The organism is Fictibacillus nanhaiensis (assembly GCF_019801215.1).
Lineage (GTDB): Bacteria > Bacillota > Bacilli > Bacillales > Fictibacillaceae > Fictibacillus > Fictibacillus nanhaiensis_C.
On record NZ_JAHVJO010000001.1, the window covers coordinates 1,568,719 to 1,584,112 of the forward strand.

5 protein-coding genes are annotated in these 15,394 nt (G+C 42.3%); all 5 read right to left on the reverse strand.

Annotated features, from left to right (window positions below; all coding sequences use genetic code 11):
* Positions 1-5 precede the first annotated feature (5 nt).
* The 5 genes from KUV80_RS08210 to KUV80_RS08230 all read right to left on the reverse strand — a co-directional run bounded on the left by KUV80_RS08210 (position 6) and on the right by KUV80_RS08230 (position 15,267).
* Positions 6-791: a class I SAM-dependent methyltransferase gene (locus KUV80_RS08210; RefSeq protein WP_222462154.1), complete on the reverse strand. Its 786-nt coding sequence runs from the start codon at positions 789-791 to the stop codon at positions 6-8.
* Between the two features lie 122 nt (positions 792-913).
* Positions 914-1,438: a competence protein ComK gene (locus tag KUV80_RS08215; RefSeq protein WP_222462155.1), complete on the reverse strand. Its 525-nt coding sequence runs from the start codon at positions 1,436-1,438 to the stop codon at positions 914-916.
* Positions 1,439-1,674: 236 nt separating this feature from the next.
* Positions 1,675-12,207 carry a carboxypeptidase regulatory-like domain-containing protein gene (locus KUV80_RS08220; protein WP_222462156.1) on the reverse strand — a complete coding sequence of 3,511 codons (10,533 nt, stop codon included), beginning with the start codon at positions 12,205-12,207 and terminating at the stop codon, positions 1,675-1,677.
* A gap of 184 nt (positions 12,208-12,391) precedes the next feature.
* Entirely contained in the window at positions 12,392-13,588 is a 1,197-nt protein-coding gene (locus tag KUV80_RS08225) for a metallophosphoesterase (protein ID WP_222462157.1), read from the reverse strand.
* 170 nt (positions 13,589-13,758) lie between these two features.
* Complete coding sequence (locus tag KUV80_RS08230) at positions 13,759-15,267, reverse strand: glycine betaine uptake BCCT transporter (protein ID WP_425308491.1); 1,509 nt, start codon at positions 15,265-15,267, stop codon at positions 13,759-13,761.
* Between the last annotated feature and the right edge of the window lie 127 nt (positions 15,268-15,394).

The window sequence follows — 15,394 nt, forward strand, 5'->3', positions numbered from 1 at the left end:
TTTTTTCACCTCATCGTCGCTACTTTTGTCGCTCTTGTCGCAATAAAAGTCTTAATGTATTTATCTAGCATTCTATTTCCGCCAAAGTCATCTTCGTAGAAACCAGTGATCACAAAACCAGCATCAATTTGACCTTGAATTTGGTCTTCAAGCGTATGCGCAAACTCAATCGTTTGATCAGACTTATGAAATTCTGCAACTTCCGCATTTGATAAATGTGAAATAGAAGAAGAAGGAATTGAATGCTTCACTTCCAAATTACCTTTCATCTCTTCTTCATCGTCAAAAATAAACAGAAGAGGGTTCGTGAAACCCGCTAGCAGAACTCCGTTATTTTTTAATACTCTAGCTGCCTCTTTCCAAACAGGCTTAATATCATCAACAAATAAATTGGATACCGGGTGAACGATCAGATCAAACTGTTCATCTTCAAGGAAATGCAAGTCAGACATATCCCCTTTTATACACGTAAGATGTAGACCATCACGCTTTGCCACAAATTCATCTTGTTCCAACTGTCTAACAGATAAATCAACAACAGTCACTTCTGCTCCTGCTGCAGCCAGCACAGGACCTTGTTGCCCGCCACCAGAGGCTAAACAGAGGATTTTAAGCCCTTTTAATGACGATGGAAACCAATTCCTTGGAACAAGTTTTTCTGTTGTGACCGTAATGTTCCAGTCCCCGGTTTTACTCTTTTCAATAACGTCTTCACTTACGCACTTTGTATATAAAGCTCCATCTTCTACTTTCTGATCCCATGCCTTATTATTTTGTTTAATCACATCCATACCCGTTCCCCCACTCGTTGTTAGAATATTTCCTATTGTAACACTTTTCCTTTTTTTAGTAACCTAACGGCATACAAAAACGCCTGATACACATCGCATCAGGCGTATAACGAAACGACATCCTATGTAAGTACGGGATCTCGGTCTTTGTCTCGGTCTCTTTCTTTTGTTCGATTGCTTAAAACGCTTCGGTATTGTGCTGCACGATGGAGTTTGCCGATTAATGCTGCGCGGGTACTTTCGATGGGTAAGTCCATGCCGCTAGAAAAAATAACACTTGAACGCTTCGGTCCTATTCTTTCTATTCTTCGGATGTGTGGTTGTGAAAGCCAGATGCAAGTGTCATTACGTGGTGATTCAATAGGAAAGAAATAGAGGTCAAGCTTGGAATCTATCATGATTGGGGCAAAACACATATGGCCCATATTGATGCGGGCTGCTTCTTTTTTGCCGTCATAGGAACCGCCATAATATAAGCAGTTATCCTTAATAATGCGGAACGGCTTCTTTTCAACGAGAATTACGGCATCTCGTTCATAGATTTCTGAACATACCATGCCTTTGTCATTAATAAACGGTACAATGGCCATCGTATCACTATTAATCTCATAATCCTTCATTTTCTCGTGCTTCATTTGTAGTTTCATCCATTTCCTCCTAATTAAACTGACTTATTGATAAATCATTTAACTAATAATTACCCCATATATCCTCCTATTTAAATTTTATAGCACAAATTAACCCCTAACTTGTACTATATAGTAATATATTACCATGTAATTTTATGGTAATCTACATTTTTCTGCATAAATTTTCAAAATATTTAGATATTACAAAGAAAAAAAGCCTGATACATTTTCAGGCTTTTTTAGACTTTCCTTATTTAATTTGTAATTTTGATCATATCGATACACGTGAGATCAAAGGTGACGAATCTCCTCGTTGTTCCTCCTGTAACAATAGCTTCATAAGAAAAGACGGCACAGTTCTTAAAGGAATCAATTTTCTCTAACACGAATGGTGTTGGTGAATACACACTGTCTAACGATAAAGGATTTCTGCCAACGATGATGTAATACTGCGCCACACCTGGAATAGGCGGTGGAGGTCCAACCGGCTTAAGCGATATCGGAACGAGCAATTCATCTCCTTCCCGAAGTATAATAGGAACGGTCTCAGCAACATATCCTTTCTTAGATGCGCGCAAGTTATACGAACCTGCACGTTCACCCAATAACAGGAACACACCTGCTTCATTCGTTCTAACTTCAGTGACCAGATTTCCATCAAGTTCAAATAGCTGAATAAGTACATCAGCAAGCGGATTCTTTGTTTGACTGTCCGTAACTTGCCCTGTGATATCACCATCTTCACCTGGACGTAGTGCAAAATCTACACCTGTTCGATTCTCGCCTCTTGTTAAAACGAGTTCAGTAGACTCCTCTTTGTATCCATCAGCATCTGCAGAAACCGTTACACGTCCATCACTTAAATTTCCGATGATGTAGCTTCCGTCTGGATTTGTACTGCTGCTGCCAACAATGATCCCATCTTCATCGTATACGGAAACAGAAGCATTGTTTAATGGCCCATTTCCAGCAATAATCACTGTTCCAGCAATGCTGGATGGATTAAGCACTAGAGTGAAAATTTCTATATTCCTATCGTTCACTCGTAATGTAGAGATTCTGGCAGCTGTTCCATATCCTTGGGCCGACGCACGTAACACATACGTTCCTTCATTCAGTCCTGTATTATCGTAAAATCCTTCAGTGTTCGTTAAGCCTACCGTAATTGGACGGTATAAAAGATCAAACACTTCTACGATTGCACCTGGAATTGGGAGTCCTGTTTCAGCGTCTATTACTTCACCAGCGAACTGGCTAGATACAGCTGTTAAGTTGAAGTTTAAGAAAGGCACCATGTTCGGTACCGCTGTAAAATTAAGAATACCGTTTCTAAATTCAGGGTTTAACGCAACGATGCTGTAATTACCCACTGATATTCCTTCGATTAAAAAGTTCCCTTTATTGTCTGTCTGCACCTCTGAAATGACGCTGCCGTTTTGATTCGCTAACCGTAATAAAGTATTTGGAAGTGGCGGAGAACCAGCTTCGTTAATACTTATTTCTCTCGCATTTTGAGATGCTGGTAATAGTTGGGAATCCTCTGACGAAATGGCATTCGGTTCATCGCTCGGAACATCTCCTCTTGCATTTACAGATGCTGACGATAGAAAAAGGTCTCCTGACGAAATGGTATTCGGCGCATCGTTAAGGACATTTACTTCCTCATTTGCTGATGCTGATAATAGCGGAAGGTCCCCAGACGAAATGGGATCAGATGTATTGGCAGCAACATTTCCTTCCACAATTGCAAAGGTTGGTGACAGTTGAAGATTCGCAATCGAGACTGCATCCGGTTCCAAGATCAGCTCAACTACATCATTTCCGTATCTTCTGTTAGTGGCAACGATTGAATAGTCTCCACTAGGAATGTCTTGAATAAAGTATCTTCCTTGTGAATCTGTCAGCGTAGAAGCTACTACAGGCCCAGACGAACTAATCAGCCTTAGTTCAACGTTCGTACTGGATAGAACAGCACCTGTACTTGAATTCGTCACTATCCCCTCTATACTACCGGGTAGGAATCCAAGTTGAACATTGGAGATTGTCAGCTCATTAGCTTCAACAAAAGCACTCACCGTTTTTTGTTCAAGATCTTGATAATTTATCAGGACTGTATAGATTCCTGGTAAAAGATCTGATATTGCGTACGTTCCATCGGATTGGGATAGCACAGATGTTACTACCGAACGTTTATAGTCGAGCAACTGAATAGAAGCTCCACCTAATGGGACACCATTGCTATCTATAATGGAACCTGAGACATCTCCTGTAATTTGCGAAAGACTTAACACCGTTTCAGTGATACCGTTACTCTCTATGATGGCACCACGGGATTCGTTGCTGAATCCTGTTGCCAATCCTGAATAAACAATCATTCCAGCTGGTAGACTCTGAGCGGTAAACAGTCCATTCTGATCGGAAATAACCGAGACGATTGGCATTCCTGTTTCGTTCATAATATTTATTAACACACCTGACAAGGGCTCACCTGAATCACTATTAATCACTGTTCCTGTTAGCTCTCCTCCTCCAGTTTCTATTGGGAGATTAAGGACGGATTCAACTTCAGGATCTACAAAAACCGCAAGTGTGTTTGGCGTGTATCCTTTTGTGTTTACATTAATAAAATAGTTCCCTTGTTTCACTTGAGGCATAACATAAGATCCATCGGATTGAGCAAGTACAGACCCTACTAAGATAACGCTCTGATCGTACAAGTTAATGTGAATTGTCCGGTCTGTAACTGGATTTCCGTTTTGATCTACCACTGTCCCTTTTATACTCCCAAAAAGGGGAGCAAGAACCAAATCAGCTTTTGCAATGTCATTTCTCACAACAGCACCAATCGATGAAACCGCATATCCAGGCTGGTTGACATTGACTTGATAGGTCTCTGGTTCTAGATTATTAATAGTATAGACGCCATCTTTATCTGCAACTGCTGAAGTGATAAGGATGCCTTTCGAAAATGCATTCACTACAGTTCCTGAAAGCTTATCTTTCTCCTCATTGATGATCGATCCTGTAATTTTACCTGGTTGCGGCAATAAACTGAACTCAATATTCTCCTGTTCCCCTCCTTTGACTGTTATACCCTGAGTTTTACTTGCATGCCCAGGTGCTGTTACGATAATAGGGAAAGTTCCCTCTGAAAGGTTACCGATCGCAAATGTTCCGCCAGCATCCGTTACCCCAAATCCTTCTATTGCTCCATTCACATCAACTACCCGAATACTTGCCCCAGCAATAGAACCAGCCACACCTTTAATAGCACCCGTAATAACACCAGGATTTGGTAATAAACTCCCGTTTGAACTCGTTGTTTCATTCGCTACAATGTTGATACCCGTTTTAAACGAACGATAATTCGTTGCCGCCATAGTGACGTTGTAAGCTCCTGGTGCTAAACCACGGATAATATAATTCCCTTCATCATCGGTTACAGCATTGGTAAGTGGCTGAACACTATCACTAAAAAAGACTTGAACAACAGCTCCTTGAATCGCAGTGGTTGTTTGCTGATCAGTAATCGTGCCTATTAGCACACCAGGCAAAGCTGTTACCTCGATAAGAATGTCGCTTGATTGTCCAGGTCCTACAGAAAAGCCTATTTTTTCCGATTGATAGTCTGGATTGACGGTAACCAATGTGTAGGTACCGTTCGTAAAATTCTGAAGCTGATATCGTCCATCTTTATCTGTTTGTACTTCCAATACAAATGTACATTTCTCATCTACTAATCGAACAAGGGTATTCACAAGCGGGGTTCCCCCTGAGGTCACCACCCCTTTAACACTTGATGGATTTGGTTTAAGCGCATAATTTTGTATATTGGTTACACCTTTTTCTACGAGGAAAGACCCGCTCTCATTTCCAAAATTCTCTTTTGTCACCGTTATCGTAAAGGATCCTGCTGAAACGAAACCAAATGAATAGTTTCCTTTACTATCGGTTAATTCAGAAGAGATCACGGGGCCAAAAGGACTTATTCCACGTAATTGAACTGAAGCTCCTATTAGTGGTTCACCCGTTTGCAGATTTGTCACGTTTCCTTGAACAAAACCCGTTTCAAGTAAAAGGACAATGATCAGTTCTGTTACTTGATTGGCTAAGATACCAACAGATAACGCCTCACTGCTGAATCCTTCTGCATTTGCAAGAACCATATAATTGCCTGGAATTAAATTTCCTATTTGAAAAGAGCCATCATCATCACTAAGGAAATTAAAAACAACTGTATTTGTCTCATCTTTTATCTTAATAGAACTACTAGGAATTGGATTTCCTTCAGAATCAATAACGAATCCTTTCACTCCCCCGGTTAACCGTGTTAAAAAGAGCTGAACATTTGATGTTTCACCTGCTTTCACGATGACACCGATTGTTAGAGCTCCGAATCTGGAAGCTGTAGCCCGCACATTCAACGAACCCACCTGAATGTCTTGTAACGTGAATGCTCCATTCTGATCACTTGTTACCGTGGCAACTAGGTTTCCACTAACATCTGTTATTTCAATAAAACTCCCGCTGATCGGCAGTCCTGTAGCTTTATCCTGTATAACCCCTACAATCGTACCCGCGTTTACGGTAAGAGGAACGGTTAATTCTGTTATCTCCCCGTTCGTAACAATAGCCCCAACAGTCGAAGTCTGATATCCTTCAGCTGCAACATTCACTTGATAAGATGCTGCAGAGAGCTGCGGAAATTCAAACGTACCATCCTGTAAAGCAAGCAATGATTGAAGCAACACCCCGTTATTATTCAATAATCGAATGGAAATCGTCGTATCCGTTATTGGATCTCCATTATTGTCTACGACTTTACCAAAGATTGTTCCACCAAGACTTTTAAGAATAAAAGTAATAGCGGTTGTTTCACCTGGTAAAATGGTCACCCCTGTTTGCTTCTGTACATAATCTGGTGAACTGGCAATCACATTATACGTTCCAGGAGAGAGCAGGATGGAAGTAAAATTACCGTTTGGATCTGTATTTGTCGAGATAATAGGTATTCTTTCAGGTGTAAGGATTGAAATAAGAACTCCAGCCAGCCCTTCACCTGTATCCTCGCTGACAACTCTTCCAGTAAAAGTGCCTCCGACTGGACGTAGCACGATATTCAGATCTGTATAAGTTTGACCTGGCAAAACTGATATTCCCGTTGTGAAATCTGCATATCCATCCTTACCTGCAATAATCGTAAAATTGCCACTTGTTAAGTTACCGATTGCAAAATTTCCGTCGATGTCTGTAATCCCATTCCCAAGCTCGATATCATTTTGACCGATGACCCTAACACTAACATTTGATAGGGGTATTCCGATCTGATTAACAACGGTTCCAGATACAGACGATGGATTTGGAATTAGACGGAATACAAGATCGGTGGTAAGGTTCGACCGGACGATGATTCCTTGCGATACAATTGAATAGTTCAGCGTATATGCGTTAATGGTAAACGATCCTGGTACAACCCCTTCGATTAAAAAGTTCCCGCTCGCCCCTGCTGTTCTTCGTGCTACAGGGACCGTTGATTCGGGTGCAAACACTTCCACCTGTGCACCTACCAGAGGTGAACCGGTTTGTGCATCTAAGATTACGCCACTAATTCTACCCGGCTCAGGGAGAAAGAAGATATCGGCAATTACCGTTTCCCCTGGTAATGGATTGACAGAAACTTGAACCCGCTGGAAATCCGGAAAAATGGCCGATACGAGATACTGTCCGGCAGTAAAGCCTTCAAACCGATAAAATCCGTTCATATCTGAGTTCACTATTTGGATGGAACTTCCAAAAATATCAAGCAGTCTGACAAATACGTTTGGAACAGGGTTACTGGTAGCTTTTTCTCTTATCGTCCCTTCAATGACTGAAGGTAAAGGTTCAAGCATAAAGTCTACACGCTTCGTATCGTTTGCAGGTACGAGTACGGATGCACTTGATGACCCGTAGCCTTTTTCAGCAAATGCAATGACTGTGTATGTGCCTGAAAAAAGACCTTGTGTCAAGTAGTTTCCTTGATCATCTGTTAATGTACTCGCATAGACCGGACCAGCGGGTGTTAAATAACGAACTTGAATGTTTACTTGCGGTATAGGGTTTCCCGTTATAGAATCCGTTACCGTACCGATAAGGAATCCAGGTTCAGGCGTTAAGATAAAACTCAATGACGTGGTTTGATCAGATAAGATTACAAAAGTAGCACTTTGACTCGAAAATCCATCCGCACTGACTACCGCTCTGTACGAAGCAGGTGACAGATTTGAAACCGTAAACTGCCCGCTTCTATCTGTTACAGCTTTAATATCTAATATTTTGCCTCTTGTAGTGATAGAGACAATCGCATTTGACAATGGCTCACCAGACAACTCATTCGTTACGTATCCTGTAAGCGCCCCTGGATTCTTTGTTAACGGAATCTCCAGATCAAGCCCTGCTTCAGGCAATGTAACGGTCATAGACTTGTTTCCATATCCCTCCGCATTCGTGTTCAACAGATAGATTCCCGGTGAAATCGAGGTGAAAGAGAAGATTCCAGCTGTATTTGGGAATTGTTTAGCTACAAACAACCCCGACTGTTTCAACAGTGTAATTGAAACCGCTGTACCCGTAATCGGTTCCCCACTCTCGGAATCAAAGACCCTGCCCGTCAATGTGGCTAGGATTTGTGATAAAGGGATTGAAACGGTACTTACTTCACCTCCCAATATGATGGTTGATACGAGATTAGGAGAATACCCTTTAAATGAAGCACTCACAAAATACGTACCAACAGATAGATTAGGAATTTGAAATGACCCGTCTGGCTGTGCAAGTAATGCCTGCAGAAGTTCACCATTTGCTCCGAGCAGTTTTATTTGAATATTGTCACCATTAAGGGGAATTCCATTTTCATCCGTAACCTGACCAGATAGACTGCCTACCAAACTACGCAATTTAATATCCAGCCCTGCTGTCTCACCACTCTTAACAATGACTCCAGAAATCTCAGTTGAATAAGTAGGTGCAGATGCAGTGACCGAATACGAGCCAGGGGCTAAATTCTTCAATAAGAAATTCCCAAACTGGTCCGTCGTCGTATTCTTCAATAAAATGTCTGTACTGTTACGGAGAAGAATCGTAGCTCCTGTAATTGAATCCCCCGTATTAAAGTCCGTAATACTGCCTGAAATAGACCCTTTAATTCTCTCTAATACAAAATCTAAATTTGTTATTTCCTGACCTGGTCCAATGGAAAACGAACCCGTTGTTGTCGTATATTCTGGGGCTTTAATGATGATTACATAAGATCCTACTGGAATATTACTAACCATATAGACACCATTTCTATCAGTATTTCCAAAAGAGATAGGCGTCTCGTTTAAATCTAAAATGGAGAGCGTTACATTTGGTAACGGTGTTCCAAGATCAGAAAATACCGTACCGCTTACAGAACCAGGATTAGGAACAAGCGTTAATGGAATGGTCGTTGTTTGCCCGGAAATAACAATGGCACCCGTACAGCCGATCGAATAGTTTAACGCAACAGCTTTTATAATATAATTACCGGGTGCAAGATTTTGAAATTGATACTCGCCAGACGGAGTTGCCGCTGTCGAATTCACAAACTGATTGTCTATCGTATAGATTTGAACAGTGACCTCATCTGCCACCGGGAAAACGGTACCGATTATCGACCCAGGGTTAGGGGAAAGTTCAATATCTACATTCATGGTGATTCCAGATGAAACAATTGCACCGATAAGCTTTGTCTGATACCCTTCCGCAATCGCAGTAAGCGTGTAGATTCCGTCTGACAGACCAACAGAAAGAAATTCTCCATTTGTACTCGTCAGCATCGTATCAACAACTGCTCCTGAAGTATTACTGACTTTTATTGTAGCCCCTGCAATTGGCAATTCAGAAATCCCATCCCGTAATGTACCCGTGATATACCCTGGCAAAGGTGCCATCGCAATATTGATGGAAGACACGCTGCCAGGTAGTAACCTAACCGTAGAAGATGCCGTTGTGAAACCTTCAGCATTTACAATAACGGAATAGGAGCTCGCAACCAGATCTTCAATAATAAATTCTCCGTTCTGGTCAGAAAACGTTGTGGTAATGATCACCCCGTTCGTATCCATCAGCTGCACTTGGATGGAAGCTCCTGATATCGGTTCTCCTGTCTCCTCATTAATGACCGTTCCAGTGAGCGTAGATGGATTAGCGGCCAGAACAAAATCTAATAAAAATGGAACACTTGCTGTAATGATCGCTCCTTTTAAAACAGTTTGATAGGTTGCGGCAGCAGCAGTTACAACATAACTGCCTGGCTGAAGCTTGTTGATGGAATAATTGCCATTTGTATCTGTAACGGTTCTAGAGATTAGAACATCTGAGTCTGAATTCTTTACAAGAATAACCGCTCCTGGAAGGTTATCTCCGTCTTCGTTCGAAACGTTTCCTGTTAATGATCCAAAAATGGACTGCAGCTCTGCAAGAAGTGTAAATGTCTGATTATCTTGTATAATGGCACCGAGTGTTGTAGGAGAAAAACCTTCTGCAGAGAAAATTACGGTGTAGCGGTCAGGTGAAAGACCATTTATCGTGTAAGTACCGTTTTCATCTGTAACGGTTTTTGCGATGACAGAGTTGTTTAATACAACATCAACTGAAGCTCCTGCAATAGGTACTCCTTCTGAAGTTACTATTCCAGTAAGCACACCTACTAATCTTCTAAGTGCCAGATCAAGGGTAGTAACTAAGTCTGTTTGAACAAAAGCACTTACCGTCTTAGTCCCATGTCCTTCTGCTGAAAACGTGACAACGTAGTTTCCGGGAGCGAGAGAATTCACGAGATATTTTCCGTTCATGTTCGTTGTCACCGTTGCACTTGTTAAACCGAAGCTGTTCACAATCTTAATACTTGTATCAGGTAATGGAGCACCGGTTTCCTCATCTGTAACAGTCCCAGTTAGGGCACCCGGATTTGGAAGAAGATCTACATTCACGACCTCTGTCTCGCCTGCAACGACGGTAACACCTAATATGGTCGTCTGAAAAGCTGGAGCGCTAACCCGAATTCGATATGCACCCGGTGCAAGCCGGCCGATGAAATACTGTCCTGCTCCATTCGTTATCTCTGAAGTAATGACGATCCCCGTAGGACTTAGAGCCTCGACAAGAGCGCCCTCTATTGGACCTCCGCTGCCTGTAATGGTCCCTTCCACCATGCCCGGATTTGGTAAGAGAATAAAATTCACGATAGATGTCTGATTCGATAACACATTCTCTCCAATAACCTCGGATTGAAAACCGTCTGCTGTTGCCGTAAAAATATAATGACCAGGGTTAACAGAACTAAAAGAATACTGTCCTGTTAAGGAAGTTGTTGTCTGTGCTACCACGTTACCCAGATTATCAGATAAAAAGACAGTTGCACCGTCGAGCACAGGACCTGTACTCGATACAACAGTTCCTTCAACATTTCCTGGTATCGGTACAAGGAATGCGTTTACGATAGTAATGGTTTCTGGAGTAACCACTATGGGGCTATTCGAGGTGTTATAGTTGTCCTTAGAAATTTCTAAGTTATACGAACCGGATGGTATGTTTGAAAAATTATAATCACCGAACTCGTCTGTCTGCGTTACAGCGATTTCCGTAGCACCGGAAAGAAGACGTACAGTTGCTCTATTAACAGGCTGACCGTTTATGCTATCCAGTACATTTCCGGCAGCTCCGCCTGTAGCCTGAACATTAACAGAAAGCTCCTTGCTCACTGCCGGCAATTCTGCTCCTGTAAAATTATCAAATCCAATAGCAGTAGCTATATTTAACACACGTGATCCAGGTGTTAAAAAAACACCATTCTGAAGAAAATTCAATGAAGCCTCGCCACCTGCTTCAATGTTTCCGATTGTCCAGCTTAAGGTTTTCGTTGCTGGATTATAGGCAGTTGTTCCTTGTGATACCCTCACAGCCTCGACCATTGATACCACATCAATCAATACAGCATCCGTCACATTTACAATCGTTGCTTTGCTTTTGCCGATATTCCGAACATTGATCTTCCCTGTCCATTCATAGTTTTGACCAACAATTGGGGATGTTGGTCCAGAAGTTAACGCTTTCGTTACCTGAAGCTTAGCTTTCACATTCCCAGAATCGATCGTTACTGAATTTGAGAACGCATTTTGAAACTGATAATCCTCAGAAATACGAAGAGAATCTCTGTTATACGTGTTTTCGTCTGCAGATGTAAATGCAATCAAACGAACACGACTTAACGGCGTAATGCCGAGTGTAGAGAAAAAAATCGAAGCTGGAACAAGGAAATCAATGAAGAAGTTCTGAGTCCTTCCAAGGCTGGAATCTGCTTGAACCACTCTTGCCACATCGAAATTGATGATTTGACGTGAATAGCTAGGCTCTCCTCTCCCATCTGTCCCCTCAGCCGGGTCGTTCCAGGAGTTAACCTCTTTAATAACGTTCTTAATCAAGTTCACTCGGTTGTTCAACCCATTAACTGCAAGCAGCCAGTCATACGTACCTGCCACTCCTGTCGTATTGAATAAAGCACCCCAGTTAAAGGTAAGAAATGACGTATTCGTAAAGTTACGGGGATCCGATCGTACTCTCATTCTGAAATAGACGTTGATCTCATCATACGCAAAATAAAAAGAAGGAAAGTTAGCATTTCCAACAATATCGATGCTTGCTGGATCCATATCATTTACTACATCTGCATAAGGGACACGGTCGACTGTGATGGCCTTAAATTGATCATTACTCGGAAAAGTCATACCATCACCTCCCAAAAATATTCACATCCCTTAAACTATACGCAGTATGGCTATGAAACTTGCCTACAAAGTAACACGGAAAGAAAATACATCGATGTTGAACATTTTCACCCTCGTCTACATAAGCAAACCTATAACAAAAAAGCTTAAGGATTTCCTTTCATCCTTAAGCTCTTTCTTTCATTTACGCTTCTACCTTTTTCTTCTTATCCTCAAACGGTGACGGTTCCATGCTCTGATCGTTCGCCGTCAGATCGATGCCATAATCCTTCGCAAACACCATATGCGTTTCAGCCAAGACATTCTCAGCATGCAGATCCAAGTTAAAAACTCTTGCTCCTCGAAGTTTGTTCTTATCCGCGCCTGGAAGACCATACGTTCCAAATCCTGCACTTCCTCCATATCCAAGCATGATGCCATAATAGTTCCCCGCATAGGTGTTGATATGATCATGACCACAAAATACCCCTTTCACATCACCACGCTGCAGCATGGCGGAAAACAGCCCGCTGTTGATTGGACCCGGACACTCTTCTTCGTTTCTTTCTCCTGTAATCTGGTGCTTTTCTACAGCACGGGCATGATCGGCTTCGGTTTGCCTCTCTGCACTCGCAAACCACATATAACGGTGCTCCCATAACGGAATATGAATGAACATAAGAGAAGGCACTTTATATCCAAAGCGTTTTTCCATTTTCTTTGACGTTTCGTTATACCAGCTCACTTGGTCGAACCGAAGCCAGTCCCACGTCGGATATCCTTCAAAGTCTTGTCCAGCAATCGTTTTCGGTGCATAACGTCCACTGTCGAGCAACCACAGGTTGAATGCCGCTTTTTTCGCCTTATCATCCCAGATCAGGAGGTTCATGTTGCCCGTTCCGGTAATGTCTTTAGCACCTTTTCCATTTACGTTATGTTTGTATGACCGGTAGAACTTCAGCATCGACTCCTCATCGATACCGCTCTTTACAGTTGAATCCTCGTCATGGTTTCCAAACGTAACGGCCCACTTGATGCCGCGCTTTTCCATCGGCTGCGCAATATTGTTCATCGCTTGCTTCATCTCAAGGGCGGTATCACATCCACCCGTAATGTTATCTCCGTTCAATACAACAAAGTCCGGTTTCTCAGCGTCCAATACGTTTTCCATAAGCTCAATCGTGCGTCGGTCAATCCGTTCATCATCTTGTGTATCATTAAACTGTACGACTTTAAATGTTCCGTCTGGATGGAAACGAAGAACCTTTTCTTCCTCGTCGTCCGCATGAACGGTTGTAGGCAGAAGTGTTGCCGGATTACCTAAAGAACCTAACGTTAACGCAAGGGTACTCGCTCCACCAATTTTAATAAAATCGCGTCGGTTTACTTGTTTTGAATTCATGCCAAACCCCTCCATATGTAATCATGTGTTTCCATGATAGGGTAACAACCGAGTTTGGAGGAGATGTTTCATTCATGTAAAGACTGTTTGGATATAGCGATCATTTTTGTTTACAAAAGAAGAACAAAAAAAGCTAGTTTCTTTTTAGAAACTAGCCATGGTTTACAGCTCTATACTTTTTGCTGCTGAACGTGTTTCTTCTTTTTACTTTTCACTTCTTCTCTAAACGACTTCAGAAGCGAATACACCATGAGCAGAAGAACGAACGATAGCGGGAACGCACTGACGATAATCGCCGTCTGCATCGCGTTCAATCCACCTGACAGCATCAGCACAATCGCTGACGCTGAAAGGACGAGTCCCCAAATGATTTTAACAGAGTTCGGCGGATTCAAGCTGCCGTTTGTCGTCTGCATGCCCAACACGAACGTCGCTGAGTCCGCAGAAGTGATAAAGAACGTCGAGATTAAGAACAACGTCAGAACGATTAGCACCATCGCGAGCGGAAGCTGTTGATAGACGAAGAATAATGCCGTTTCCAACGATTGCTCAGACACCTTCACGTTCTGGAAGATTTCCATATAGATGCCCGTTCCACCGAATACAGCAAACCAAATCACACAGACAATCGTCGGAATCACCAATACAGCAATCACGAATTCCCGTACCGTTCTACCTTTTGAAACACGGGCTATAAAGGTTCCTACGAAAGGCGCCCACGCGATCCACCATGCCCAATAAAAGATCGTCCAGTCCTGCACCCATGCCGCATCCGTCTTATTAAAAGGAGCGAGTCTGAGTCCTAAGCTCGGCAGGTTCTGAATGTACCCTCCGAACGTCGTGACCATAAGATTAAGCAAAAATACAGTTGGACCCATAAAGAGAAACAAAAAGAAAACGAGGAGAGCCAACACGAGGTTCGCGTTACTCAAATATTTAATCCCTTTACGAATACCGGTTCCTGCTGAAATGAGATACAACAGTGTGACAATTCCAATGATAATCAGCTGAACCGTGAAATTATTCGGAATCCCAAACACATAGCTCACACCCGCATTGATCTGGGCTGCTCCGAGACCAAGAGAGGCTGCAACACCAAAAATAGTCGCGAATACCGCGATAGTATCGATCACTTGACCGATCGGGCCTTTCACACGTTCACCGAGAACAGGATAAAGCGTTGCACTCATCAATCCAGGAAGACCTTTTCTAAACTTGTAATACGCGAGAACTAACGCAATCGTCGCGTAGATCGCCCAAGCATGGAATCCCCAATGTAAGTATGTATAACGTAATGCCGTACTTGCAGCCTGTACTGTTCCACCTTCTCCTACAGGAGGAGAGCTGAAATGAGAAATCGGTTCAGAAACACCAAAGAAAAGAAGTCCAATCCCCATCCCGGCACTGAACAACATGGCAAACCACGTCGGTCGGCTGAACTCCGGCTTGTCCTCATCCTTGCCTAATTTAATTTTACCGTAACGGCTGAAGATCAGAAATATAGCAAAAATAAGAAAAAACGATGCAATCAATTGATAATACCAACCAAAATTCACTAAGAAAAAGCTTTTTGAAACCGACATAACGCTTTCTAACATCTTCGGGGAAATGACACCCCACAATACAAAAATAATTGAAATCACGAGAGAAATCCAAAAGACCTTCGTCACTTGCTTCAACATTCATCACACTTTCTGACTAAAATTTACCTCTTACTCATTATGTACAAAAAATAAGAGAAGAAACACAAAGGGTTACCTTACCATAAATAGAATGAGTACAAAACCTCTAGTCCAGTGTCTTTTT